Annotated in this window: 27 protein-coding genes, 1 tRNA gene and 2 pseudogenes; 6 read left to right on the top strand and 24 right to left on the bottom strand. The window is 64.5% G+C overall.

The features are described from left to right. Positions 1-77: 77 nt before the first annotated feature. Positions 78-644, bottom strand: a complete 567-nt coding sequence (locus PALO_RS02685) for a DUF3618 domain-containing protein (protein ID WP_004808822.1) — start codon at positions 642-644, stop codon at positions 78-80. 83 nt (positions 645-727) lie between these two features. Here PALO_RS02685 and bcp point away from each other — a divergent pair, with 83 nt between their 5' ends. From bcp to PALO_RS02670, 4 genes and pseudogenes are all read left to right on the top strand, one after another. Continuing rightward, positions 728-1,213 (top strand): thioredoxin-dependent thiol peroxidase, encoded by a 486-nt coding sequence (bcp, locus tag PALO_RS02680; RefSeq protein ID WP_015582311.1) that lies wholly within the window; start codon positions 728-730, stop codon positions 1,211-1,213. Between the two features lie 51 nt (positions 1,214-1,264). After that, positions 1,265-1,346 (top strand) — tRNA-Leu (locus PALO_RS02675). Positions 1,347-1,568: 222 nt separating this feature from the next. Continuing rightward, positions 1,569-1,766 (top strand): annotated as a pseudogene (locus tag PALO_RS12765) (lyase family protein); the annotation flags it as partial. A gap of 6 nt (positions 1,767-1,772) precedes the next feature. Continuing rightward, on the top strand, positions 1,773-2,933 hold the full coding sequence (locus PALO_RS02670) for a lyase family protein (RefSeq protein WP_238137837.1): 1,161 nt from the start codon (positions 1,773-1,775) through the stop codon (positions 2,931-2,933). Here PALO_RS02670 and PALO_RS02665 read toward each other — a convergent pair. Together PALO_RS02665 and dcuC are read right to left on the bottom strand one after the other, a co-directional pair. Then, positions 2,923-3,798 carry a MurR/RpiR family transcriptional regulator gene (locus tag PALO_RS02665; protein WP_015582309.1) on the bottom strand — a complete coding sequence of 292 codons (876 nt, stop codon included), beginning with the start codon at positions 3,796-3,798 and terminating at the stop codon, positions 2,923-2,925. The two genes, PALO_RS02670 and PALO_RS02665, sit on opposite strands and share 11 nt — an antisense overlap. A gap of 75 nt (positions 3,799-3,873) precedes the next feature. Next, positions 3,874-5,241 (bottom strand): C4-dicarboxylate transporter DcuC, encoded by a 1,368-nt coding sequence (dcuC, locus tag PALO_RS02660; protein WP_004808826.1) that lies wholly within the window; start codon positions 5,239-5,241, stop codon positions 3,874-3,876. Between the two features lie 162 nt (positions 5,242-5,403). Here dcuC and PALO_RS12285 point away from each other — a divergent pair. Beyond that, positions 5,404-5,661, top strand: a pseudogene (locus PALO_RS12285) (hypothetical protein); the annotation flags it as partial. Between the two features lie 165 nt (positions 5,662-5,826). Here PALO_RS12285 and PALO_RS12460 read toward each other — a convergent pair. The 21 genes from PALO_RS12460 to murI all read right to left on the bottom strand — a co-directional run bounded on the left by PALO_RS12460 (position 5,827) and on the right by murI (position 25,735). Further along, positions 5,827-6,084 (bottom strand): hypothetical protein, encoded by a 258-nt coding sequence (locus tag PALO_RS12460; RefSeq protein ID WP_174266623.1) that lies wholly within the window; start codon positions 6,082-6,084, stop codon positions 5,827-5,829. A gap of 327 nt (positions 6,085-6,411) precedes the next feature. After that, positions 6,412-7,227: a hypothetical protein gene (locus PALO_RS02650; protein ID WP_015582307.1), complete on the bottom strand. Its 816-nt coding sequence runs from the start codon at positions 7,225-7,227 to the stop codon at positions 6,412-6,414. Beyond that, on the bottom strand, positions 7,224-8,174 hold the full coding sequence (locus tag PALO_RS02645; RefSeq protein WP_015582306.1) for a vWA domain-containing protein: 951 nt from the start codon (positions 8,172-8,174) through the stop codon (positions 7,224-7,226). The genes PALO_RS02650 and PALO_RS02645 overlap by 4 nt, the downstream gene beginning before the upstream one ends. Continuing rightward, on the bottom strand, positions 8,171-9,142 hold the full coding sequence (locus PALO_RS02640) for a VWA domain-containing protein (protein WP_015582305.1): 972 nt from the start codon (positions 9,140-9,142) through the stop codon (positions 8,171-8,173). Before PALO_RS02640 ends, PALO_RS02645 begins: the two co-directional genes overlap by 4 nt. Beyond that, entirely contained in the window at positions 9,133-9,639 is a 507-nt protein-coding gene (locus PALO_RS02635; protein ID WP_015582304.1) for a hypothetical protein, read from the bottom strand. Before PALO_RS02635 ends, PALO_RS02640 begins: the two co-directional genes overlap by 10 nt. Continuing rightward, complete coding sequence (locus PALO_RS02630; RefSeq protein ID WP_036909997.1) at positions 9,623-10,510, bottom strand: DUF58 domain-containing protein; 888 nt, start codon at positions 10,508-10,510, stop codon at positions 9,623-9,625. The genes PALO_RS02635 and PALO_RS02630 overlap by 17 nt, the downstream gene beginning before the upstream one ends. 2 nt (positions 10,511-10,512) lie before the next feature. Beyond that, positions 10,513-11,655, bottom strand: a complete 1,143-nt coding sequence (locus PALO_RS02625) for an AAA family ATPase (RefSeq protein ID WP_015582302.1) — start codon at positions 11,653-11,655, stop codon at positions 10,513-10,515. Beyond that, complete coding sequence (locus PALO_RS02620) at positions 11,652-12,539, bottom strand: ECF transporter S component family protein (protein ID WP_015582301.1); 888 nt, start codon at positions 12,537-12,539, stop codon at positions 11,652-11,654. Before PALO_RS02620 ends, PALO_RS02625 begins: the two co-directional genes overlap by 4 nt. Then, positions 12,523-13,995, bottom strand: a complete 1,473-nt coding sequence (locus tag PALO_RS11845) for an ATP-binding cassette domain-containing protein (protein WP_015582300.1) — start codon at positions 13,993-13,995, stop codon at positions 12,523-12,525. Before PALO_RS11845 ends, PALO_RS02620 begins: the two co-directional genes overlap by 17 nt. After that, on the bottom strand, positions 13,982-14,998 hold the full coding sequence (locus PALO_RS02610) for a hypothetical protein (RefSeq protein WP_015582299.1): 1,017 nt from the start codon (positions 14,996-14,998) through the stop codon (positions 13,982-13,984). The genes PALO_RS11845 and PALO_RS02610 overlap by 14 nt, the downstream gene beginning before the upstream one ends. Next, the gene (locus PALO_RS11530; protein WP_015582298.1) at positions 14,995-16,020 is read right to left on the bottom strand and encodes a hypothetical protein; all 1,026 of its coding nucleotides are present in this window, start codon (positions 16,018-16,020) and stop codon (positions 14,995-14,997) included. The genes PALO_RS02610 and PALO_RS11530 overlap by 4 nt, the downstream gene beginning before the upstream one ends. 99 nt (positions 16,021-16,119) lie before the next feature. Beyond that, positions 16,120-16,668 (bottom strand): hypothetical protein, encoded by a 549-nt coding sequence (locus PALO_RS02600; protein WP_015582297.1) that lies wholly within the window; start codon positions 16,666-16,668, stop codon positions 16,120-16,122. Between the two features lie 61 nt (positions 16,669-16,729). After that, positions 16,730-17,719, bottom strand: a complete 990-nt coding sequence (locus PALO_RS02595; protein WP_015582296.1) for a hypothetical protein — start codon at positions 17,717-17,719, stop codon at positions 16,730-16,732. A gap of 90 nt (positions 17,720-17,809) precedes the next feature. Continuing rightward, a complete protein-coding gene (locus PALO_RS12760) occupies positions 17,810-17,992 on the bottom strand; it encodes a hypothetical protein (protein ID WP_015582295.1) in 183 nt (60 codons plus the stop codon). Positions 17,993-19,433: 1,441 nt separating this feature from the next. Continuing rightward, on the bottom strand, positions 19,434-20,369 hold the full coding sequence (locus tag PALO_RS02580) for a prenyltransferase/squalene oxidase repeat-containing protein (RefSeq protein ID WP_015582294.1): 936 nt from the start codon (positions 20,367-20,369) through the stop codon (positions 19,434-19,436). A 349-nt stretch (positions 20,370-20,718) separates the two neighbouring features. Next, positions 20,719-22,134 carry a DNA polymerase IV gene (locus tag PALO_RS02575; protein WP_041709970.1) on the bottom strand — a complete coding sequence of 472 codons (1,416 nt, stop codon included), beginning with the start codon at positions 22,132-22,134 and terminating at the stop codon, positions 20,719-20,721. After that, the gene (locus PALO_RS02570; protein WP_015582292.1) at positions 22,131-22,601 is read right to left on the bottom strand and encodes a dihydrofolate reductase; all 471 of its coding nucleotides are present in this window, start codon (positions 22,599-22,601) and stop codon (positions 22,131-22,133) included. The genes PALO_RS02575 and PALO_RS02570 overlap by 4 nt, the downstream gene beginning before the upstream one ends. A gap of 40 nt (positions 22,602-22,641) precedes the next feature. Further along, positions 22,642-23,454, bottom strand: a complete 813-nt coding sequence (locus tag PALO_RS02565; protein ID WP_015582291.1) for a thymidylate synthase — start codon at positions 23,452-23,454, stop codon at positions 22,642-22,644. 1 nt (position 23,455) lies between these two features. After that, on the bottom strand, positions 23,456-24,070 hold the full coding sequence (rdgB, locus tag PALO_RS02560) for an RdgB/HAM1 family non-canonical purine NTP pyrophosphatase (protein ID WP_036909994.1): 615 nt from the start codon (positions 24,068-24,070) through the stop codon (positions 23,456-23,458). Beyond that, entirely contained in the window at positions 24,067-24,831 is a 765-nt protein-coding gene (gene rph / locus PALO_RS02555; protein ID WP_015582289.1) for a ribonuclease PH, read from the bottom strand. The genes rdgB and rph overlap by 4 nt, the downstream gene beginning before the upstream one ends. 46 nt (positions 24,832-24,877) lie before the next feature. Further along, positions 24,878-25,735, bottom strand: coding sequence for a glutamate racemase (gene murI, locus PALO_RS02550; protein ID WP_015582288.1), 858 nt, complete (start codon positions 25,733-25,735; stop codon positions 24,878-24,880). A 179-nt stretch (positions 25,736-25,914) separates the two neighbouring features. Here murI and PALO_RS02545 point away from each other — a divergent pair, with 179 nt between their 5' ends. Beyond that, positions 25,915-26,226 carry a FeoA family protein gene (locus tag PALO_RS02545; RefSeq protein ID WP_015582287.1) on the top strand — a complete coding sequence of 104 codons (312 nt, stop codon included), beginning with the start codon at positions 25,915-25,917 and terminating at the stop codon, positions 26,224-26,226. The last annotated feature ends 29 nt before the right edge of the window (positions 26,227-26,255 follow it).

Here is a 26,255-nt window from a genome sequence, read left to right as displayed (position 1 = left end):
GGCCCCGGTCCACGACGGACCGGGGCCGAATTGATACTGGATCGGTGCGGTCGATCAGCTCATGCCGAACCGATCGATCAGGCAGCACCCTCCTCACGCTCGGCAGCGGCCTGTGCACGCAGCACGGCAGCCTGCTTCAGCATCTTCTCCGCAAGGTTACTCACCGACGAGTCATCGGTGTCGAGCTTGCCGTACTTCTTGGCATTCTTCTTACCGAGCTTGGCGTTCTTCTTGGCAGCCTTGGCATCGTCCTTGCGACGCTGCTTGGCCTCCTTGCGAACCCGCTTGGCCTCGGAGAGCTGCAACTTCTCGAGCTTGCGGCGAGCAGTGGTTCCGGTGGCGCGACCGACGATCGCGCGCAGCACGATGATGCCGACGATGCCGGCAGCGAGCGCACCCCCGGCAATGCCGATACGATCCATCCGCCAGCCGTGCTCGCCCTTGACCTGGCCCTTGACCTGCTCGAATTCGCCCTGCACGTAGTCACGGGCGCGATCGGTGGCCTCGCGCTTGAGGGTGGCCGGATGCACCTCCTCCACGAGGCCCTCCACCCCGGCCGCCAGACGAGCACGAGTCGCTGCAATGTCCCGCCTGATCTCATCAGCGGAGCGCTCGTCCTTCGCCTTCGACTTGCTATCAGCCATGTGACCCCTCCTGGTGCCGTGTCTGCGCTTTGCGCCGACGTAGGCGCGGCGCTGGTCTGGCAACAGCCTATATCGTTGAGGCCATGAGCACCCGTCTTGAGCCCGGTAATGCGGCCCCTGATTTCACTCTGCCCGCCGCTGACGGCAATCAGATCACCCTTTCCGACTTCGCTGGCAAGCAAGTCATCGTGTACTTCTACCCCGCAGCCATGACGCCTGGGTGTACCACTCAGGCCGTCGATTTCACGACTCATCTGGACGACTTCGAGGGCGCCGGCTACGAGATACTGGGCATCTCGCCCGACCCGGTTGCCAAGCTCCAGAAATTCGTCGCCAAGGAGTCCTTGACGCTGACCCTGCTCTCCGACGAGGACAAGGACGTCATGAAGGCTTACGGCGCTTACGGACCCAAGAACGTCTATGGTAAGGAGATTGTTGGGGTCATCCGTTCCACCTTCGTCGTCGATGTCGGTGCGGACGGTTCGTGCAGGATCATTGAAGCCCAGTACAATGTTCGGGCCAAGGGCCATGTCGACAAGCTCTGCAGGGAGCTCAAGATCGACTGCTGATTCGGGAAGACCGAGGGCCTGCGGTGGCCCGGGGGCCGCGACGCCCCCTATGCCGGAGTGGTGGAATTGGTAGACACGCAGGATTTAGGTTCCTGTACCTTGTGGTGTGAGGGTTCGAGTCCCTTCTCCGGCACCGTGTGACGAACATCGTCGTCGTCACCACGGCAGAGACGTACCGGCGTCTCGTTGGCAGGGGCGAAAGTAACCGTCGATTCATTCCACCAGGGCTGAGACAGCCCATGGACCTCCCACGTCGGCCAGCGCAACGCACCAATGACGACGAACCGCATGCCCCCATCCCGTCATCGTTGTAAAATAACTTTCAACCCCAGCTAGTTATTAAAGGTGGCAAACAATGGCGTTCGGAGCCTTCGACAACCAGATCACCCGCCGTGGCTACGTCACAGCCCAGATGGACGAGATCTGGTCAGAACGATCGACAGTGCAGAGCTGGTATGACGTCGAGGCTGCACTGGCTCGAGTCCAGACCGCGATCGGCATGATCCCGGAGGGAACCGGGGCTCGTATCACCGAGCAAGCTCAGGCCACCGATGCCGCCATGGAGCAGATCTTCGGCGGGGGGACGGGCAATCCCTTCGCTCTTGGCCTCGACGCGCTGCGCTCCGCCCTTGACGACGACCGCCGTCCCTGGGTCCACTACGGTGCCACCACCCAGGACATCCTTGACACTGCCCGCGGCCTCCAGATCCGGGACTCCCTGGACCTCATCGACGACTGCGCCGACAAGCTCCTGGCGCGTATCCGTGACCTTGCCAGCGTCCATGCCAAGACCCTCATGGTGGCACGCACCAATGGTCAGCATGCCGTCCCCACCACCCTCGGAATGCGGTTCGCCCGCTGGGCCGCCGATCTCGAACGTTCCCGTGATCGTCTCACCGAAACCCGGCAACGTTGTCTCCTGGTGCAGTTCTCGGGAGCTGCTGGAACCTATGCCTCGATGGGGGAACACGGCACCACCGTCGCCATGGGAGTCGCAAAGGAGCTGGGTCTGGTGTGCGAGCTCATCGCCTGGCACTCTTCCCGCGACGGACTCACCGAGCTGGCATGTAACCTTGCCATCCACGCCCAGACCCTCGCGAAGATCGCCGAGGACCTCTACGACATGCAGCGCACCGACTTCCAGGAAGCCGCTGAGGCCCTCGACCCCCATCTGTCCGGGTCGAGCACCATGCCGCAGAAGCGCAACCCTTTCTCCACGATGAAAATCACGGCAGCCGCTCGTATGGCTGCTGGTGCCGCCGCGACCGTCCTCACCAACCCCCCTGGCGACTTTGAGCGAGACCATCGTCAGCTCGAGGTCGAACGCGACGCCATCCCCCGCATCCTCGCGGCGGTCGACGGAGCAGGACAGAAGCTCCTCGAACTCCTCGACGTGCTCGAGTTCAACGCCGGCCAGCTCGACGTCAATGCCCGTCGCGAAGGAGTTCTGCTCGTCAGCGAGGGAATCATGATGGAGCTTGCATCGCGGTTGGGTCACGAAGGAGCACACGACCTCCTCCAGGAATTCTCAGCCGCTTATCGAGCTGCCGGAACCAGCCTGCGCGAGTTCGTCGAGGCCCGACCGGAGATCGCCGAAAAACTTGATGGCATCGACCTTGACGAGTTGTCCGACCCGTCGTCGTACACCGGTCTGTCTGCGGAACTGTCACGGCGTGTTGCTGCTGGTCAGCCGCACACTGGAACCGGTGTCACGGAGTGATGAAGACTCCCAGCTCGTCGAAGAGCTCCTGCATCCTCTCGACCCGCGAGCGTTCCATCTCTGGGTCTGCAGGGGCCAAGGCGGCCACCAGCGACTCCAACAGGATGAGATAGCAGGCCCGGGAGCGGAAGGCCGTCGAGGATTCCGATGCGACCAGCAGGACATGATCTGCGTAACGACGCATCGGGGTCGACGAACGGTTCGTCAGCAGGATCGTCGTCATGTCACGCTGATGGAACATCCGCAGGACCGACTCAACCATCCGCGAATGCCGGTCAAATACCGAGGCCAGCAGGATGGCGTCGTCGGGAAGATCGATGAGCTGATGGGCCATCCGATCCGTCGATTCCAACAGGACGACCTCGCGACGGTAGTAACGCACCAACATCTGGAAGTAATCGAGCAGCGGATGGCCGCTGGCAGCCGCAACGAGGTAGAGCGGGCGTGAATCGTCGCGAAGTACCTCGACGACGCGATCGAAAGCTTCCCCGTCCATGGAATTGAGGCCGACGTCGATGCTGCGACGAGCAGCATCCATCTTGGAGCGCCACATCGCCCCGGGCTCATTGATGGTGGGGCCATTCGTGGTGCGATCGCTGGGAAGATCGAAATTGACGGCCACTTCGTCGCGGAGGCTGCGTGAGAAGTCACGGAAACTGGCGTACCCGAGTTTGCGAACAAAACGGGTCACGGACGCAGTTGACGCACCTGTCGCAGCACTGATCTCGTCGAGGTTCTCCAGAGCCAGATGGGGAAATGAATCTTCAAAATACTGAGCAATGACAGCATCAGTCGGCGTCATCGCCTGCAACTCCCCCAACCGGGCGTACAGGCCGTCGCACGCCGAGCCCGTCGACTCAGCCATCGTCATCTCCTCCGCGGTTGAGAGCATGCTAGGACCGCCGACGCAGCCCTAGCAGCCATGAATATTACCCGTGGATCAGATGAGGATGAGACTTGAGGCCATCATGACGATGAAACCGACGAGCGTCGGGAGCGCAGTCCGCCTCACGACGGCCATCGGGGAGATCCCGGCAGCTCCAGCCACCGTGATGACCACACCCGAGATGGGCGACACCGAGCGGAACAAGCCACCGGCGAACTGCATCGGTGTCACGAGGTTCGTCGCGTTGCCTGACAAGCCGCTGGCGATACCGGAAGCCAGCGATGCGAAGGACGTGAAGGACCCGACGCCAGAACCCGTCAGGAAGGTCACCAGACCGACGACCAGGGTGAACAAGATCGCCATTCCCCACAACGGCAGACCGATCCCCTCGGCCCCACTGACGAGCAACTTGATGACGCCGGCCTGCTTGAGGCCCTCGGCGAAGAGCTGCGCCGTGATGATGAGGGACACCACCTTGGCGAACATGTTGCCCATGCCGACGAACATGGTGTTCGCGTCGGTCAGCACTGCAGAACGGTCATGGTTACGAATGAGCTCGACGATGACGGCAAGCACCCACACCAGCAGGAACGCTGACACCGTCGAGAGCTGGATGGATTTGACAGCAAGCGGACTGAAGACGACCAACAGGATGATCGGCAGGAGCAGGAAGAGGGCGTACCACGTCGGCGCCACGCGGCCCGAGGACTTGTGCTCATCACTGCGTTCTCCGGCCTCGTCCTCACCCTTGCGATCCAGACGGCGCTGGACGAAGAAATGGGTGATGGCAACCGCGATGATTGTCGGAATTGCCACGGGCAGCTGATGCTTGACGAAGTACACCGCAGGAGAGAGACCGACTGTGTGGGCGGCCAGGATCTCGGTTCCAGTGGCCGGTCCGATGGGCATGGCACTCGTCGTCGCAATGACGGCGGCACCGGCCGCCGGGCTCACGCCAGCCGCAACAATGATCGGCATCATGACGACAACCAGCAGCATGGCCAGACCGGCGGCGCTCGGAATGACCATGAACAAGAGCTGTCCGATGACGTAGGCCAGCACGAGGATGAGGTAGGGCTGCTTCAGCTTGGTGATCGGGGTGATGACGAGTCGGACAAGCGCTTCCGTGGCCCCCACCCGATTCATGTATGCCGAGAAACCACCGGCAGCCATGATGATGAGTCCAACGCCAGTGAGCTGATCCTTCGCGATGGATTCGATCATCCCGACGATGTCGAACCAGACGCTGCCAGAACTCTCCTTGCCTTCCAGCAGCGGAACCGAAGGCCTGAGAATCACCCTGATGAGCAGCAGCAACAGTCCGGCTCCAAGCAAAACCAGCACTGGCTTGTATCTCTTGACCAGCAACCAACCGGCCGCAACCGTCACGAGCAGTGCACACACCGCCAGCACAGCTGTCATGATGACTCCTTCGTCAACCCATCACCGTTATGAAACTTTAACTACGTCATCGACGTTGACAGAAACAATACTAACATTGCCTCAGCTGGTGACGCCGCTTTCGATGGCACTGCCGCCTCCTGTGCAGTCCGTGCCCACAGGAACCAACAACAAGGAGCAATGATGCACTCAGCAACCGCGATGCGACGATCACGATCAGCGGTACATGTCCTTATCTGTCTCCTACTCATCGTGGTTGGAGCTGTCGGATCAAGCCTCGTCCAGACTGGCGGCGGCCACATCAGTGTCCAAGGCCTCATGATCCCCGGTAAGGACGGAGCAGTGGCCAGTGCCGATCTTTTCCGACCCGACACCGCAACAGCAGAGCGCAAGGCCCCTCTCATCATCGTGACACCAGGGTTCCAGCGCACCCCGGATTCACCTGGTCACGATGTGTTGGGAGATATTGGATCCATGATGTGTTTTCGTCGAGTTCACACAAACTCTTGCGCTTCCGCGATATCTCGTACCGTCATCGCGTTGGCCACTGTGATGGCCTGCTGGATACCGGCTCCGGCTGCCTTCGGACAACCAACTCCGTCAGCTTCAGCGCCAACGACGGCGGCCGACTGCACCGCTCACAATGGAGTGTGGGTGGTCGTGGACATGCCCGACGAACCCCTCACTGCGGGGTGCGCGCAGCGACCCTCCGACGGCATGGATGCCCTGCACCAGATCGGCGTCGATGTTCGCCAGCCGCCATCCCAGCCCGGCCTCGTCTGCGAGCTCCAGGGCCGTCCCGAGGACGCCTGCTCGCATGGCGGCTATGACAAGTCCACTCGTCAATTCTGGTCGTACTGGCACGCCACCTCCCCCTCGGATCGGTGGACGTTCTCCTCGAAGGGGGCAGCGCAGTATCACCCTGTCGCAGGCTCCGTCGAGGGGTGGAGATGGGGCACCGGGAAAGGGGTCCCTCCTCGACAGATCACCACCGCTCGCAAACCACCCGCCATGCCTCCCGAACGGGGGCACGGATCGGGTCCTCTCACCACCATCGGCGTGATCGTGGCGGTCATCGCCTTGGGTGCAGGGGTGTGGTGGGCACGCCGGAGGCAACCCCGCCAAGACACAGAATGAGTCTGATGAGCACCGTTCAAGAGAAGGGGCTACGCTCTGGCGACGCCGCAGATCTCACCAACCCTTTCTATCGGGGACTCCACCGGCCGTCCGGGGCGTGGACGCGCTCGGAGCATGCTGGGGCGATCCGTTCTGGTCCTGGCTGCTACGGCGTTGCTCGTTGAGAGCCTGCTGGTTCCTTGCGAACAGACGTTTCTGCCGTTGCTGCTCGGAATCCTTCGTCTTGGGTGGCTCTTTTTCCTGGGACCGTGAGCCCTGCTGTGCCTGATCCATTTCCTGGTCAAGGCGTTTCATGGTGGTGGACTGCTCGGTCTTCTGATCAGCTGAGGTCTGCCGCACGTGCGACTGGGGCGCAGTGGTTCTGCCATGGCACCTGAGACGCTGTGTGATGGCTCTGGCTTCCTTCAATGTGCTGACGGTCGCCATGGGAGACCCCCGATTAAGGCCTTGCATCGTGGTCGACTCCTCCATGGTCCACACCAAGTTCATACCCACCCGGCACCTCTGCCCTTCCGGTGCCAGCTCGAGGGCGGTACGGAGATCCTTCTCGGCGTCGGCGTATTTGCTCTCAGCAGCCCGGCTCGTTCCGCGGTCGTAGCTGGCGATCCACGGTTCGGTGACGTTGAACCTCATGTTCGCCCCGAAATAGCGCTCGGCCTGGTCGTACTGCTGGGAGGTGAAGGCCCCGCTGCCGAGCCGGTCACACACCAAGGTGGCGGCGAGTCGGCACGCGGTGAGCACGAGAACGGCGACGAGCAGCGCCGTCACCCCGACGGTGAGCCGGCGTGCCCGGCGAGCCCGGCTCTGGCTCATCACCTCTCGCCAGGAGCGTCGCGGATCGGTCTGACGTGTGTGGCGAGGGCCTCTCATGGGATGTCCTTTCGTGCCCGGCGCAGTTGGCGAGCGCTCATGGTCAGCTGGACGGCGACGTCGGCCGCAGCGACGAGGCCGAGGATCCACGCCAGGTCCGTACCCGCGTTCACCTGCTCCTCATGGGTGGTGCGGTTCAGCGATATCTGGGGCGGGGTGAGCGTCCTGCCGGGTGACCGAGCGGCGAACGACAGACCCGCCTGACGAGCGGCGCTGGTCAGCGTGGTGTGGTCGGCGTGGGAGATGGCCTTGCGACCGTGGTAGGTGACGTCGTTGGAGTCGAAGGCCGAGCGGGCCATCGGTGCCCCCTTGGCGGTGCCGTAGCCGTAGACGGCACCGTTGGTCACCAGAGGTTTGAGTGCTGCGAAGGAGCCGGGGGCCTTGGTAGCCGTCTGTTCCCCGTCGCCCAGGTAGAAGACCATCCTGGTGGCCTGAGGCGCCGATTCTCGGGCCTTCCGCAGGGCGTCGACGGCGGTGGGCACCCCCACACCGATGTCGGTGCCGGTGCCCTTGGTGTCCTCACGCCAGGTGAGGGAGTTCGCTGCGGAGACGATCGTGCCGGTGTCGGTGGTCGAGGCCACCGCCACCCGGGCCTCGTTGTCGAAGGTGACGAGGGTGAACCGGGCACCCCTGAAGACCGAGGCGAGCTGCGCGATGTCGCGAATGGCCCCGGAGAGACGCGTCTTGTTCCCGTTGTCGCGGGCCGCCATCGAGGTAGTTGTGTCGACCATAATGACGATGTCGGCGTCCACGCTTGAACTTTGACGACCGGACTCGCCCACCACCGGGTGCAGGCCGATGAGCCCGACGAGCACGGCCAGCAGGATGTCCAGGATCGTGGTGGCGGTCCTGCCGCGAGTGTGGCGGCCCTGCACACCGAACCACACGGCGACGATGAGCATGATGGCAGCGAGTGCCACCGCGATGGGGTGAGGATGCCAGCTCATCGTTCCTCCCGTCGTCGAGCGATCATGGCCCCCAGTCCCCCAACGCCGATCATGAGGGCCCCGGGCCAGGGCATGTCGTAGGAGCGATGGCTGGCCATGGCCATGACTGCTTTCTTGGCCTGGGCCTGGATGCGGTGGGCAACGTCTGCCGTGTCGGCCTGCCCATCGGAGGGGATCGTCAAGGTCTGGCCGTGGGTACGCAACGCCTGCTGGTGCAGCTCGTCACGAGCCGCCCGGTAGCCGGGATCGTCACTGGCGGGCACGATGCCGAAAACCATGATGTGGCGTTTCACAGCCAAGTCGACAGCCTGGGGCACGGTGTAGACCGAAGACCCGGCAACCATGTTGTCGGTGGCGAGCACGATGCTTCGAGAACGGGGCTGGTCAAGCTGGTCGAATCTGCTGATGCAGGAAGCCAGGCCGTCGCCGACCAGCGAGCCGCCTGGGCCGTATCGCACCCCCGGATCAAGATCTGCCCGACCGAGCCGTTCTCCGGCCTGTTCCAGCCCGGCCTTGACACTGTCACGGTCATGGGTGAGGGGGAACACCGTCACCGACGAGGAATCGAACATGACGAATCCGATCCGGTCATCGCTGATGTGGTCGGCCAGCTGGATGTAGGTGTTGATGACCTGACGGTCCACCCCCTCCATCGAGCCGGACACGTCAAGGCACAGCATGACGTCACGGGTGCGTATCTGACGATCATCATCGTCGATCCCCTGCAATCTGGCGGCCACCAGGCCGGCTCCGCAGACGGCCACTCCCCAACACACCACCGCTATCACCAGACATCGCACTCGCCGCCGGGCGTGGTCCCGGTAAGCAGGAAGGGCACGAAGTCGGTCGGCATGCGCCACTGCAAGCCGCTCGACGCCCTCGTGACGGCGCAGCACCAACCCGATGAGGACCGTCGCAGCGGCCGCGACGACGACGATCGGCCACATCCACCACCACATCAGGTCCATGAGCGCACCGTCCTCACGGCATCGGCCAGCAATTCGTCAGTATCGACGCCGTGGCCCCTCGGGTCGAACTCCACCGCATAGCACCGTTCAACGACCTCGACGACCGGATCGAGCCGCGGATCCTCCTCGGCATGACGGGAGAGTTCGTCCAACCCCTCGTAGTCCAGGTCGCTGCCACAGGCGAGCGCGGCGAACCTGCGCAGGGCCATGCTGATGCCTCGACACACGGTACGGTCTGGCTCGCCACGTCGGTAGGCGCCCTCGGCGGCATCAAGGTCTCGCAATGCGGTGGCACGGATCGTCTCCAGCGTTGCCGGTCCCTCTGCCATGGCTGCGACGTCGATTCTCGTCAGGACGCGGCGACACCCCCACAGCACGGCTGCGACCGCGACCAGGCAACCGAGGACCACCCACCACCATCTCGAGTCGTGGGAGACGGGCGGGTACAGGTCCAGGACGGGCAACGATCCTGGCGAGGCACTAGTGACGGGAGGCATGACGCATCCTCTCGAGGAGTCGGACGATCGCGGCAACCGAGTCGTCCACGTCGGCAACGGACTCGTGGATGATGCCGAGCCGATCCAGGGTGTGGCCGCGGCGCCTGGCTCGCTCCTGCTGGGCGGCCACGGCCTGCTCACGCACCTGCCGGTCCCGGGCCACGAATCCCGGTATGGGTCGGCCGGTTGCCTGGTCACGGGTTGGCACGGTGGCCAGGGCCGGATCGGTGAGGTCGAGGTCGGACACCTCGATGGCGAGCACCTCGTGGCGGGCGCACAGACTCGCCAGGGCATCCACGTCTGCAGGACGGGGATCCCAGTCGTCCAGCACGACAACGACGATGCAACGACGGCGCAGCCCCGAGGCGGTCAGGTCGAGCAGCTCCACCAGATCGGGATCGGGTGTCTCCAGGCGGCATCCGGCGTCGAGTCCGGCGAGCATGTGCTCGATCTGTGTGTCCCGGTACGACGGTCGCGCCACGCTCGGACCGTCCTTGCCCGGGGCGATGACCGTGACGTAGTCGCCCTGGTGGCACGCCACCCATGCCAGCACCCCGATGGTGGCAAGCACCACGTCGATCTTGGAGTGCGTGAGTGTAGCGGCACTGGCCAGTGATCCACCGCTCGGCACGACGAACGCGAGGGTGTGCCTGCGCTCGGCCCGGTAACTCTTGATGAGCAGCTCCCCGGCACGTGCCGAGGACTTCCAGTCGATGTCCTTGACGTCGTCACCGGGCACGTAGGAGCGCAGGTCGTCGAAGTCCATGCTGCGCCCGGTGGTCATCGACGCGTACTGGCCGTCGAGCAGACCCATGACCAGACGCCTCGGGTACAGTCCCAGGCGCCCTTGGACAGCTGTGAGGTACGCCACGGTCAGGGAGTGGGCACGGCACCGAAGATGCCGTCGATGATCTCCTCGACGGGCACCTGGGTGGCGACGGCCTCGAAGGTGAGGATAAGTCGGTGACGAAGGATCATGTGGCGCATCGCCCGCACGTCGTCGGGGATCACGTGGTCACGTCCGTGCATGAGTGCGTGGGCACAGGCTGCCTCGACGAATGCGATCGTGGCACGTGGGCTGGCACCATACTCCAGGTAGCGGGCCTGCTCCTGGGGAAGGTAGTCGCCGGCGTGCCGGGTCGCATGGACGATCTGGACGATGTAGTGCAGCAGGGACTCGTCCACGTGGACACGTCGCGACAGACCCTGCAGCCACAGCACGTCGTCGCGACTCACCACTGCCGACACGGTGCGTGACTCGAGTGCGCCGGACTTGAGGCGGCGCAGCATCTCCACCTCGTCGGCGGGCAAGGGGTAGTCGACGATCACCTTGAGCAGGAAACGGTCCATCTGCGCCTGGGGCAGGACGTAGGTGCCCTCCTCGTCGATGGGGTTCTGGGTCGCCAGCACCAGGAACGGGTCGGGCATGGGGTACGTCTTGCCCCCGATCGTCGCCTGCCTCTCCTGCATGGCCTCGAGCATGGCGGCCTGCGTCTTGGCGCTGGATCTGTTGATCTCGTCCAGCAGCACGACGTTGGCATGCACCGGGCCCAGCTCGGTGGTGAACGTGCTGCTGCCGGGGTTGAACACCTGGGTGCCGATGATGTCGCTGGGCAGCAGGTCGGGGGTGCACTGCACGCGCGAGAAGCTGGCATCGACGGTGGAGGCCAGGGTGGAGGCTGCCAGCGTCTTGGCCAGGCCCGGCACCGATTCCAGCAGCACGTGACCCCCGCCGATGAGTCCAACGAGCAGTGCCGTGCGCAATGCCTCCTGACCCACGACCTTGGAGTCGAAGGCTCGCGAGATCGTCTTGACGAGACGACGTGCCCGGTCCACCTCTGCAGGGTCGATCCTCGACCCCGTCGTGCTGGACTCGCCCCTCGCGACGGGCGTGCCGTTTCCTCCGAGCCCACCGTGTCCGCCGAACTCGCCACGTCTGTCAGGTTCGCTGCGGCGGGGACGGTTTCCTGCCGTCCAGCCCGCCTTCGCCATGTTTCTGGTCGTCTCTGCGCTCACGCTGTGTCCTCCTGGTTCGTGAACCATGCCTTCGTCCTTGTCCTTGCCTGTTCTCGTCGCTCGACTGCCTCGGAACTGATCGGTGTGCTGCGGCTTGTCGGGGCCTCGTCGGTGCGCCGGTCGGGACTGCCCCAGGCGGTGCGCAGCGCCCGGATCGTCGGCAGGCCGATGATGATGACGCCGAGCAGGGTGCACACGCCACGGGTGAGGTCGATCCCCATTGAGGTGCGCACCGAGTAGCGCACGAGCCGTTGGATCGTCTGCGTGCTCGACAGGCCGGTCACGAAGGCGTCGGACCTGTCCTGCCCGACGGTACCGGCCTCGTCGGTGGGCCAGCCGATGAGGTTGAGCATCACGCCCAGCACGGGGCCGCACAGCACGGCGAGTGGCCACGAGACCAGCCATGCCGGTCTGGTCGGCACCCGCACCAGCACCGAGCCGATGAGCCCGGTGAGCCCCCACGCCAGCATCTGTCCGGGCAGCGGCGCGTCAACCGTGCCCACCAGCATGCTGGAGACCAGACATGATCCGGCTCCCACGAGGAATCCTGCCGACGGCCCTGCGGACACCCCGACCAGGAAGGGCAGGATGAACACCGGCTCCACACCGAACACCCGCGGCGACATCGTCACCCGCACCAGCGAATTCACCACGACGAGGCACACCAGCAGCCCGACCCGCCAGACCCGACGGCCGTCATCGATCCATCGACACACCGCCAGCAGCACGAGACCGGCCGTGAGGAACACGGTCATCGCCTGGGCCTCGACGGTGGCCTGCTGTCGAGTCCCCGCTCGCATCGAGTCGATGAGCGGGATGGCGAGCCACATCCCGGTCGTCACGGCCAGTATCGCCGTGACGACTCCACTACACCAGTTGCGCATGGGCCCGACCTCCCTCCGCAACGGCATCGGCCCCCGGGACCAGGGTCAGATCGGTCGCCCTGACGACGTGACAGCCGGGGAACACCTGGGCCACCTGGGGTGGGCACGGAAGATCGTCCACCACGGAGCCGGGGCGTCCGTCGGCGACGACCTCGTGCTCATCGACGACCAGCACCCGATCGCACCATCGGGCCACCAGGTCGACGTCCCGACACGCCATGATCACGGTCGCCCCCCGCTGCCGCACCGCCTTCACCAGACGATCACCGCTGGCGGCGTCGACCGCCCATCCCGGGTCGATCCACAGCACGACCTCACCACCTGCGCACGCCAACACGTCGGCCAGCAGACGTTGCTGGCCCTCGCCGTGCTCGACACCGCGACGCGCACCCACCGGCCCCAGCACCTCGTCGGCCAGCTCCATGCTCGCCCCGACCGAGCGATCGGATCGACGGTCGACCAGCTCGCAGGCCCGCCGCACACTCGTCTGACGCAGCAGGGTGTGCAACAGACGATCGCCGGGACCAGACGGGTTCACCGTGGCAGCCAGACGACGTGCCACCCGATGCGCCTGGACCGGGTCGTGGGACACGACCCCCAGCACCTGACCGGCACGCACGTCAACCAATCTGCCGGACAGCCGCAGGCCCGCCGGGTCCACGCGGGTGAGTATCGGCCCCTCGGACTGTTGCGGGTGGGCACAAGACATCGCGGTGACCGCCTCCGCGGCGAGAAGATCGCGGGCCTGGGCCGGATCGGTGAAGAACTGCTCACCCGATCGGGCAGCAATCTGCTGCAGGGGCGTCGGGGGCAGCTGGCTGGACGACCACGACGGGGCAGCCGTCTGCTGGACGTGCCCGTCGACGATCTCCACGACGCTGTCGGCGACTCCCAGGGCGTGTTCCAGGGCATGCTCGGCCCACACGACGATCCGACCCGCCCGGGCTGCACGGGCGATGCAGGAGGCGGCACGAGACCGCCACACCGACGTCATGGGTGCCAACACCTGGTCCAGCAGCAGCACCGGTGCCTCGGAGGCGATGCCCTCGACCAGTGCCATGCGGGCCGCCACGCAGGCCGGCATCCGTGCCGCTGGTGTGTCGCACCACTGGGTGAGTCCCAGCTCCTCAATGGTGCTGCGCAGCTCGGCGTCATGGGTTCCGAGGTTCGCGGGATCTATCCTCCCTCCCAGCGGACGGTGCCCCACCATCGTCAGGAGGGGACGCAGCTCGGCACGACTCATCTGGTCGATCCGCCGCCCAGACAGTCGGACCACGCCCCGTCGGCGCACCACCTGCCGATCCCGGTACCCTGCGACGAGACGCAACAGGGTCGTCGATCCGCAGCCACTGCGGCCCGTGACGAGGGTGACTCCCTGCCCTGCCCACACACTGACGTCGTCCAGGATCCGGCCGACCCGGGAGACGTCCACACACATCGAGTCAACCTCGAGCACGTCGGCCTCCAGCGTTGAAGGTGACCGTCACGGCGACCGCACCGAGCACCACGGCGGCACACAGCACGACGGGCATCCCGCTGGGCGTCGTCAACGCAGCAGCATCCCCCGTCCACCCCCGAACCAGCCATGCCACGACCGTTGCGATGGCCGCGAGGACGAGGGCGACGTCCACCAGTCGCAGTCGTCCCACCCCGGGCAGCCCGTACACCATGAGCACCACCAAACCAGCCAGCGCCCACAAACCGGCAACAGTCATCAGGGCACGGTCCCAGTATGGGTCCACGGCGGCAACCTGCCACAGCGTCCAACCCGTCATGGTCTGACGGACACACGCCAGCAGCACGACGAGTGTGCCGGCCACCCCCAGCACCCGACACCAGGACCGTGGCGATCTCACAAGCCGGGCCTCCTCCCATCGATCCTCGATCTCGCGACCACGATCGATGCCGTCGACCAGAGCCTGCAGACGCGAGGTGCGCAGGCCGCCGCGGCGCAGCCGGACCCGATCGGCCACCGCCACCGAGACGCCCTCTGCCATGCACATCCCTGGTGCCATCACCCGCGCTCCCCGGCCCAGCCAGCACATGGCCAGGTCGAGCCAGTCGTGGGCGGGGCGCAACTGCACCAGCACCGCCCCGGCAACCACTGCCACACACGCCTGCACGGCATGATTGGCGGCGTTCAGCGTCGGGCCGACGTGTACGACACCTCCGATCTGCTGGCTGCCGATCAGGATGGACGGCAACGTCACCACGATGCCGCCGGTGGTCGTCACATGACCCAGCACACCGGCCAGGAGCAGTGCCCAGATGACGACCAGCACCACGCAGATCTCGCGGACAGGCCGCCACACGGCTCGTCGGGGACCACCTGCCACCGCCGCGACCACGCACAGCGCCACCAGAGCCGTCAGTGACACCACGAGTTGATCTGCCATCCACGCCACGGCCACCAGCGAGACGACCCACAGCAGGGCCGTCAGGGGATGCACGCGTTTCATGCTCGTCCTCTCATGATTCGGCGTCCTCGCCATCCGGCACCGGCCATCGCCGCTGCGGCCACCACGGCTCCTGCACCAACGGCCCCCTGCACGATTCGGTTGCTCGGATGCCTCTCCTCGGCTCCTGCCAGACTCGACGCGCCCCTGTGGCGCGGTTCGCGGAACGTGCCCTTGTAGGGGGCCTGCACGGGGTGGTCCGAGGGAACGACGTCCCAGCTGTGGACCACGATCAACCCGTCACCGCCATAGGAGGTCATCCGCATCTTGTAGCGGTGATGCTTCATCCCGCGTGGCAGCTGGTAGCCGATGTCGACCGGCTTGGAGGGGTCGTCTGTCCACACCTGGGCCGTGTCGGAGGAATCCCCTACCATAGTCACCGGGAGTTCACCGCTGACCAACTTGTCCGTCTCCGGTTTCGGGGCCTTGGTCACGTTCACCCAGTGTCCCGCATCGTCCTGGTACTCGATCTGGTACTGCCCCGTCATCATCGACCCGACGGTGCGTATCCCAATCGTCTGACCCACGGGTTTCTCCAGGCCCCAGCCGTCCCCCAGCACGGTGGGTTTCAACGTTCCGTATGGCACGAAGCTGCCTGCCGCCGTGTCGAGGTTGTCCAAGGTCACGTCATCGGGCCCCACGAAGATCCATGCGCTGGGTATCTTCGCCGGATCATCCTGAATGGTGGGGAATCCCAACCTGGTGCCCACGATTCCGGTGTCCCCGACGGCCACCGGCTTGTCAGCCACGGCGAAGCGTTCCAGCTTGGTCAGCTTGCCGTGGTCGTCGGTGCGCACGTAGTAGGCCGCCAACCGCACCCGGGTGCCCGGCTTCCCGGTCACGTCGACCCCCGAATAGGACACCTCCCGTGCATCACGTCCATCCATGCTCACGGTGCACTCATAGTTCGGATCCGAACACAATTGGGCCGAGACACCATCGCCGGCCTGGGCCACCACCGGCCATGAAACCACGCCGACAATCACCACGGCAGCTGCCAGGCACATCGTCCTGCGAACCTTCATGATCCATCCCCCCCGTAGTCCTCCAGTCGCACAAGCTTGGGCATGACGCAGGGGATCGGCGAGACCCCCAGACCTCGCCGATCCCCTTCCGCTACTCACTTACTTCTTGACAGGAGGGTCGATCGACGGAATTTCCTTTCCGCCCAAGGTCACGCCCACCCACGTGTTCTTACCCGGTGTCGGCACCATCATGTTCCACTTCCCGCCAGGCTTGGAGGCCATGGAATACATCCAGTACTTTCCCAAATCCTCATTGTCCTTGACACCGTTGACCGTGTCGATGAGACTCACACCGTCCTTCGGGGCATACGTGATCCCCACCGCCTTGAGCGGCTCGGTCCGGCCATCACCATCGGAATTGGCCCACTGGCCACCCACATTGCACCGCACCAGAATCCCCGGCTTGGCCTTCCAATTGTCCGGGATGATCGGCTTCTGGCTCTTGGGGTCGTCTCGGTGGTCCACGACGACCGTCTGCCCCTCATTGGCAGCGCAGGCTCCGTCATGCCATCCCGGCCCGGAGGCTGGCCCAGCTGCCTGGGCCGCCCCCGTTCCGGTCACGGCACCAGCGGCAAGCAGCACCGCGACCAGCAGGCCGGCGATCCGTCGGCTCATCGTCGACATTCCCATCTTCTTCTCTGTCATCATTGCATCTCTTCCTTTCACAACAGATGACACGTTTACGGGTGTCCCACCCACCGTCGTCTGGTCAGGCTCCGGTGGCGGGCAGTGCTGGGGTAGTCGTTGACCCGCCATCTGTCCCCGGGGCGGCACCGTGACCATCTCGGTCTTCCGTTGGCTGCACCGTCGAGTTGGTGGGGTCCACGGAGGCATTCGGGGTGGGCAGCGGTGTCAGGGTCGGTGTTGTCGTGGGAGTCTGGGTCGGCTCGGACGTCGGGGTGCCGGTCGGGGACACCGTGGGCGTAGGGCTCACCGTCGGAGTCGGTACCACAGTCGGAGTTGGCTCGGGGATCGGTGCGGGAGCGTCAGCGTACTGGGGCCGGTGCTCGGGCCGGTTCGGGTTGTCGCCAGCGAAATATAACTCCTTGTCAGGATCATTCGGATCATCCGCATACCCATCAGGGTAAAGAGCAATGGCCACAGCCATTCCTTTAACAGGCTTTTCCGGCAACGGGCGCCAACCCACATCCGCCGGCTTGCCCGGATAATCCTCATCATTGTGAACCTTCTCCGGCCATAACGGCAGCTTGCCATCTTTACCAGGCACCACCGTCACACCCGAGGCCGTAATCCCATCACCAGACGAGGTCTTATCACTGTAGAAATTGATCCCCAAGAAACTGGCCCACCCATTCGGATCCACCGTCCCGGGAATACCCACACTCGCCGCCCAGTTCGCCGGCTCCATCTCAAAGTTGAAATCACGACCCTTGGCGTACTTGACCGGCTCCAAACCCTTGTGACAGCGCACAAACCAGCCATCCTTGACATGCGCATCGGTGTACGTGGTCGTGGCCGGATTCAAATCCCCCCGGTCCTTCGGATCCAACGCCGCGAAATCGATGAGAACCGAGTACCCCTCCTCACCCTTGGCACACCACCCCGGATGCCACTGATCCGCCGACGCCGTCGGAATCTGCTCCACATCATCATCGGCCCATGCCGGCACGACGAGACCGCCAGCCGCCATCACAGCAGCCAGACCCCCCGTCACCCACCTCATCATCGTCTTGCCCATTGATTCACCTTTCTCACCCACACATGTCCTTCACGTGTGGCAACCTTCATCGAACAACAAAACACACATGCGCCCCGCCGTGCGGATGTCTCACTCGAACAGGTCGGTACCCACCTCGTCGTCCTCACGGTCACGGCGCCTACCCCGCGTCACCCACCACGCCACGACACCGGCAGCCAGCAACACACCCGCACCGGCGCCCCACGCCCAGCCAGGTACCCGACGACGAGCACCATCCGAGGCCGAGGGACCCTGCTGCTCAGAACCCCACACCCGACCATCACCAGGAGACGGCGACACCACCACCCCAGCCGAAACCGACGGAGACGGTGTGGCGGATGGAGACACCGAGGGCGACGGGGACGCGGACACCGACGGTGTGGCAGACGTGGGCGGAGGAGCCGATGGGGACGGTGTACGCGCAGCCTTGCGCACCTGCGAGCTCACCCGGTCACCCGCATGCATCTCCCCACGCCGGACAACACCACCATGACCAGCCCTAGCCGAACCACCACGACCGTTCGAACCATCATGGTGCTGGCCAGGATGCGGCCTGGCGGGAGGAGTCGGCCTACGAGTATGCCGCGGCCTGTGCGGATGCGGCCCGTTCCCCGACCCCGGATCCCGCGTGGGACCAGCCGTGGGAGCAGAAGGTTGCGGCCGCGGATCCTCACTCGGCGTCGGAGCAGGCTTGGGCTCATCCACACCATACTGAGGAATCAGTGTTCGTTCCGGATGCCCCGGATACATCCTCGGATGCCGCGCCGCCTCACCCAAACACACATAATCAATTCGCTCTGAAACGTCAATGTCGGGTTGCCCTCGAAAACAGTCCTTATCTTCATGACCATATTCTATGTATACAACGGCGCCATCCACGACATCACTCTTCTGTAAATCACCACTGGCGTCCAAGGGAAGGACTCTGTTACCGGCACCAGCCGAGGGCCACGGATCGTCCACTGCGGAACCATCCGGCGGCCACCCACCCGACAAATCACCAGAGGCGTCCGGCCGAATCCCGAAAGCAAAATTCCATCTATATATATCATATATATCGCGGGTCAAACACCGCGTTCGCACATGCATAATCTCGAACACAGGAACACCCCCCCTACATCCAGTCGTAAGGTCATCCTGGGAGAAGACTCGATGGCCTTCAAGCCCCACCGACTCGGCTACATCAAGCCAGTCCATCCCCGTGTATGGTGATGACGATTTCGCTCCGTACGGGCCCTCGTGACAGCGTACGATCCAGCCATCGGCCACCGTGGGGCCAAACTTCTTGACATGCTCAAGGGTGGGCGTCAAGTCACCACGATAATCCTCCGGGGCACCAGAAACGTCAACGACGACCGAATACCCCTCACCCCTGCGGCACCAGCCATCACGCCATCGCCCACCCTTGTCGAGGAACGTCTGCCGCGAGGGGCCATGATCCGGATACACCCCCAACTCCCCATTCGACGGCCGAGAATCCTCATCACCGGACGCCACTGCACCCGGCACTCCAACCCCACACAACGCACCTATCATCGCGACAGCAACAGCCGACACCAACGCCCACCAGCGCCGCCGATTCATCAAGCCTCCCATGCCAACAACTCAAATCCACCAGCCCCGTGACCGAAGAAGAATGAACCGTGTGGGGGAGGGTAGTGGGACTACCCTCCCCCACACGCATCCGGTCACAGATGACCTGGACCATCACCGATCAGTGGACCTGCACCATCTTGGCCTGATTGGCACCCACCGTGTCGTAAGAGGCCAGCTGACGTAGTGCCGGAACCGCCTGCGTCGTCGCCATCATCTTCCCTGCGGGAGTCTTCACGGACCCCGTGAACGAGCCGTCGGTCTGCTGCTGCTTCACGAGCCACTTCTGGCCGGCCACAGCCTGCGCCTTGTGATCCGCATCTCCAGCCCGGTCCAGACCAGCAGCCACCCACGCGGTGGTGTTCACATTCGGGCCCTTGCCCTTGGAGCCCCAGGCACCATCCTGCTTGTCGGCGTCGAGACGCTTGACAAGACTCGTGACAGCCTTCTGCTTGTCCGGAGACTCCACATGAGACAGGGCCGTGAGCGTGAGACCATCGGTGTCCGGGTCATCCCACTGGGGAGTCGTGGTCGCATACTTGGTCACCTTGTCCAACAGCGCCTTGGGGATCGGTTTGCCCAACCGCTCCAGGGCAATCATGTCGAGCGCCTGATTCGTCGCATACTCATTGAACTTCGACGCCGAGGTCACCGGATTGGCATAGTCGAATCCGCCATAGGTGGTCGACTCACCAAGAGCCAGCAGAGTGATCGTCACCTTCGCACACCCACCCACATTCGTCGTAGTGCAGTAACTCGGCCCCTGGGTCTTGATGTTGTCCTTGACCGCATTGAGGGTGGGCGAATCCTTCCTGCCAGCCGCCACCAACGCCAGAGCCCCATCCAACTGCGGACCCAACTTGCCCTTGGTCAGATCGGCCTGGTGACTATCGATGTAGTCGGCCGCCTGCTGGGCTTGGGAGGCATAATCGGCGGGCCCAGACGTCTGAGCTGCCTGGGCGGGGGCCGCCGTCACCCCCACTGCGCCTACCATCAGTGCGGCAGCCACCACCGGGCCCACCACACGCTTGCACGTCGTCGTTGCTTCTACTGCCATGGCCACTCCTTGATCGTGGAGCGTTCCGAGGGGAGCCACGGGGCAGCACAGGCGTAGCATGCGTCGGTGTCGATCCGTAACCCTCGACGGAACCAGAAACCAATCCCCGCGGTGATCTGGTACTCCGACTTCCACACCTTGCGGCATGGTCACGGTTGCGGGACAGCGCCGGATTCCCACCGACTTCCCCACATCACCTGGGTATCAACCCATCCATTGGGCTGACAGAGAAAAAGATACACTCGTCCCGACAGATGCCATACCCACCCCCCAAAAAACGCTCACCAAACGCTCATCGACACAGGCATCCACCACGGGAGTCGGGCTTGTGGGCATCCACCCCGCGAGATCACTGGGAAGGCTCATCCTCCGATGAGGGCCTCTCCCGGTCCTCCGGCTGCCATGCCAGACCCAGAGGGTGTGCCGGGTGCAGAGCCGCGTCGTCCTCGGGAACCGACCGCACCCTGCCGATCGGGCTGCCCCGGAACTCGAACCGGCACGTCACGACCCCGTGCCCCGATCCCCACACCCAGCCGCGGCCGTACTCATCGTGAACCACGTCGGCGCCCGGCGGCCAACGCCTGCCGTCGAAGGATCGCCGCCGGCCGAAGGGCCCGGGTTGGACAGGCGTGACATCCTCGGTCACCTCGGGTTCATCGAGCAGATGTCCGTCGTCGTCGATGATGAAGAGTTCTTCCTGGGCTGAGGTCGTGAAGTTGGAGACACCGACTCCCAGCAACCGAACCCCCTCACGCAGGTCGAGGGAATCGAGCATCCGCACTGCCAGATGGGTAATCCTCTCGGGCGAGTCAGTGGCGCCAGTCAGGGTCACCGACCGCGACCACACCTGGAAGTCCGCCATCTTCGCCTTGAGAGTGACGGTGCGGGCGAAATGCCCGGACTTTTTGAGTCGCCCGCACACCAGGACGGCATGGCGCTCGACGATATGGCGACACTCCTCGCGATTGGTGAGATCGTGCTCGAAGGTGTCCTCCACCGAGATCGACTTGGCGATCCGGCTCGCGACCACCGGCCGGTCATCCCAGGCCCGTGACAAGGCAACAAGGCTCGTCCCCGACGCATGGCCCAACTCATGGACGAGCTCCGACTCCCGAGCAGCACGGACATCAGCGATGGTGCGCAGGCCGAGCTTGTCCAGCCTTTCCGCAGTGACTGGTCCGACTCCGGGAATCGCCCGCACTGGTAGGGGAGCAATGATGTCGACCTCGGTCCCGGGGGCGACGAGGGCGATCTGGTCACTGTGACCGCGCTTCGGCTTGGCCATCTCGGAGGCAACCTTGGCCATGAACTTGCTCGAGCCGATCCCCACCGAGCAACTCAGTCCCTCGGTGCGCTCGAAGACTCGGGCGCGGAGATCGACAGCAACCTGGTGCAGCGCGTCAAGATCCTCGACGTCGATCCCTCCCGACTCCAGATCGACGAAGGCCTCATCGAGGCTCAGCGGCTCGACGAGGGGCGACAGTTCTCGCAGGGTTGCCATAACGACCTTGGAGGACTCCCGGTATGCCTGGAATCGTCCCGAGAGAAAGGCAGCATGGGGAGCCAGACGTCGAGCCTGTGTCCCTGCCATGGCGGAGTGGACGCCGAATTTACGGGCCTCGTAGGAGGCCGTCGCCACGACTCCCCTACCACCGACCCCACCGACGATCACGGCCTTGCCGACCAGGGAGGGCTTGTCCCGTTGCTCCACCGAGGCGAAGAAGGCATCCATGTCCAGGTGGAGGATCGACGCCATCGATCTCATGCCCGGTGCCGATACCCGACGAAGTCGAACCCGTCACGGGGCTCACGTCGGGTCTCGACCCACACCCGCCGATCGATGTGGGGGAATCGTGCCGAACCCTCCGGTCTCTGGTGGACCTCGGTGATGTCGAGCTCGTCGCACAGGTCGAGGGCATCGGCGTAGATCTGGCCGCCACCGGCGATGTAGCAGATCGTCTCACCGGCGTCACGAGCCATCTCGACGGCTTCACGCGGGCTGGCGGCGGCGTCGACGCCATCGGCAGACCACTGCCGGTCGCGGGTGCAGATGATGTGATGCCGTCCCGGGAGCTTGCCGATCTGTTCAAAGGTGCACCGCCCGAACACCAGGGTGTGGCCCATCGTCACCCTCTTGAAGCGGCGGAAGTCCTCGCTGATGTGCCAGAGCATGTCCTGGCCGGACCCGATGACGCCGTTGTCGGCGACCGCTGCGATGGCGACGACCTTCATCATCCCTCCTGGTACTTCGAATCCTGCAATCCGGCCGTGCTCAGACGGCAATCGGGGCGGGAAGGGCCGGACAGGGGTCGTACCCGGTCAAGGTGATGTCCGACAGCTCGAACCCGTCGATGTCACGAATCTCCGGATTGACGGTCAGCTGAGGAAGCTGTCGCGGCTCACGCTCGAGCTGCTCGTGCACCTGATCGAGGTGATTGAGATAGAGGTGGGCGTCACCCAAGGTGTGGACGAACTTCAGCGGCTTCAATCCCGTCACCGATGCCACCAGACGGGTGAGCAGTGCGTAGGACGCAATGTTGAACGGCACACCGAGGAAGGTGTCACCGGAACGCTGATACAGCTGGCAGCTCAGCCATTCCGGATCCCCGTTCTCGTCAGGAGTGACATAGAACTGGAACAAGGTGTGACAGGGCGGCAGGGCCATCTCGTCGACCTCGGCCACATTCCACGCCGAGACGATGTGCCGACGCGACCACGGGTTAGTGCGGATCTGCTCGATGACCTTGGCGATCTGGTCGATCGTGCCGCCGTCGGCGTCGGGCCAGGAACGCCACTGGTGACCGTAAACCGGTCCCAGGTCGCCATTCTCGTCGGCCCATTCATCCCAGATATGGATGTTGTTCTCGTGCAGCCAGCCGATATTGGTGTCCCCGCGCAGGAACCACAACAGCTCCCCGAACACGCTACGGGTGTAGATCTTCTTCGTCGTCACCAGCGGGAAACCCTCACACAGGTCGAAGGCCATCTGATGGCCGAAGACACTCAGGGTCCCGGTGCCGGTACGGTCCTCACGACGCACACCCTCGTCGAGGATCCGTCGCAACAGGTCGAGGTAAACCTGCACGTCAGCGCCCTTCCAGGTGAGCGACAACTGCCGGGACGATGGCACGAACGGCCTGCCCACGATGGCTGATGGCGTCCTTGACCTCAGCGGACATCTCAGCGCTGGTGAGGTCACCGGGCTGAGCATCAGGCACGAACATCGGATCGTAACCGAACCCGTTCTCCCCGCGCGCCTCGGAGATGATCCGCCCCTCCATCGTGGCGACCTTGGTGATCTCGGTGCCATCAGGGTCGACGAACGCCATCGCGCACACGAACCGACCACGACGACGCTCGTGGGGAAGGTCGAAGGTCTGGTCGAGCAGCAACTGGAGGTTGCGCGCGTCGGTCGCCTCGCGTCCCGACCAGCGTGCCGAACGGATGCCCGGCATCCGATTGAGGGCGTCAACCTCGAGACCGGAATCGTCGGCCAGCGCCGGCAGATCGGTGTCATGGGCAGCAGCTCGGGCCTTGATGAGGGCGTTCTCGACGAAGGTGGTGCCGGTCTCCTCGGGAGCCGCAGCATCACTGACCTCCGACAGACCGACGATCTCGACGTCAGTCCCGGCCGCCTCGAAGGTACGCCGCAGTTCGACCAGTTTCTTGGCATTGTTGGACGCCAGCACAACCCTGCTCACAGCGTCACCCCGAGGGCCTCAGACTGTGCAGCCTTGAGCGAGGCGCAGCCGCCGGCAGCCAGATCGAGCAGGTCATTGAGGAGGCCACGGTTGAAGGGAGCCCCCTCCGCGGTCCCTTGGATCTCGACGAAGTCCCCGTCGCCGCTCATGACGACATTCATGTCGGTGTCAGCTCGGGAGTCCTCCTCGTAGGCAAGGTCGAGCATCGGGGTGCCACCGACGACTCCCACCGAGATGGCCTGCACCGATCCGGTGATGGGTTCCCCGGCCAGACTGCCGCGCTCTCGCAGCCAGTTGACGGCGTCGACCAAGGCGACGTAGGCACCGGTGATGGAGGCAGTGCGCGTACCTCCGTCGGCCTGCAGCACGTCGCAGTCGAGGATGATGGTGTTCTCACCCAGCGCCTTGTCGTCGACGACGGCGCGCAGGGACCGTCCGACCAGCCGGGAGATCTCGTGGGTGCGCCCGCCGACCTTGCCCTTGCGGGACTCCCGAGCGGAGCGCTCGTTGGTGGCGCGCGGCAGCATCTCGTACTCCGCCGTCACCCAGCCCAGGCCCGATCCCTTGCGCCAGCGCGGCACCCCCTCGGTGACCGACGCATTGCACAGCACGGTGGTGCGACCGAAACTCACCAGCACCGATCCCTCGGCCTGGGTCAACCAGCCGCGTTCGATCCTGACGTCTCGCAACTGGTCCAGGCGGCGTCCATCACTTCGAGAAGTCTCACTCACGCTGCCAAGGGTAGTGGGAGGGACTGACACGAATCAGGGCTATGACACGGTACGCTCCCCAGGTCGCTCAGCGGCGTCACTCAGTCGCGCACGACGCACGGTCCCCGAGAGGATTCCGGTCAGCGTGCACCGACTGCACGTCGTGGACGAAACCCTCCATGAGCCGTCGTCCCAATCTCTCGAATCGCTCTGCATTGCCCGTCGTCAGGAAGTAGCGGATGGACTCCCGAGGCTCGGAGTGCAGCAACCCCGAGTCCGCCATCAAGGAATAGGAGGCCCGCGCACACTGGTGGGAGGAGGAGATGAGGGTGACGTCGTCGCCCAGGACATAGGAAATGAGCCCAGCCAGCAGCGGGTAGTGGGTACAGCCCAGGATGAGGGTGTCGCAACCGGCCTCGCGGATCGGCTCCAGGTAGTCCCGCGCGATGGCCTCCAACTCCGGCCCGCTGGTGACCCCCTCCTCGACGTAGGGGACGAATTTCGGACAGGCCTGGGTCGTCAGGGTGATGCCGGGCACCGCAGCCAGGGCGTCCTCGTACGACAAGGATCGAGCCGTGGCGTCGGTGCAGATGACGCCGATACGACCGTTCCGGGTGGCTGAACTGGCTCGGCGAGCGGCCGGCATGATGACGTCAATGACCGGGACGTCGTAGCGCTCCCGGGCATCCCTCAGCACTGCCGACGACGCCGTATTACAGGCGATGAGGAGGGCTTTCACGCCCTGGGCGACGAGACGGTCGAGGCATTGCAGGGCGTAGCGACGCACCTCGGCAATCGTCTTCTCGCCGTAGGGAGCGCGGTCCGTGTCACCCAGATAGACGATGTCCTCGTTGGGCATGAGGTCGACGACGGATCGCGCCACCGTCAGCCCTCCGAATCCAGAGTCGAAGATGCCGATCGGGGCGTCGACAACGTCGAGGTCAGGTTCGGTCACGGCTGGCAAGACTACCGCGCCCTCGCCGGAAACCGGCCATGCGCACGGTTTTGCTGACGCTGGCATGACGAAAACGACCCCCAGTGATGACAATGAGGTAAGGCTTGGCTATTCTCTAATCGTGCGTCGGGATTCCGGCGTCGCCATGACCATCGAGGAGGAGCACCATGACGAGGCACATGAACCGCAGCATCGCGAACAACGCCGTCGTCGTACCGCTCAGTTCACTGCCGACTGGGCAGAGCGCGACTATCGAGGACATCGCCACCGACTGCGCCGATCACATCTCACACCGACTCCGCATGCTCGGTTTCGGACGAGGCCGTGAGATCACCAAGGTCCGTCAAGCACCCTTCGGCGGCCCCATGGTCTTCCACGTCTGCGACGTCCAGATGTGCCTGCGACGCGCCCAGGCCGACATGATCATGGTCCGCCCGATACCCCAGCCGCAGCCGACTGCTCAGCCGTGCGTCGCCGCTGTCGCCGCGTGACCTTCCCCATTCATCTTGCGCACCTCAGC

The organism is Cutibacterium avidum 44067, assembly GCF_000367205.1.
Lineage (GTDB): Bacteria > Actinomycetota > Actinomycetes > Propionibacteriales > Propionibacteriaceae > Cutibacterium > Cutibacterium avidum.
This window is presented reverse-complemented; position numbering and strand designations above follow the sequence as displayed.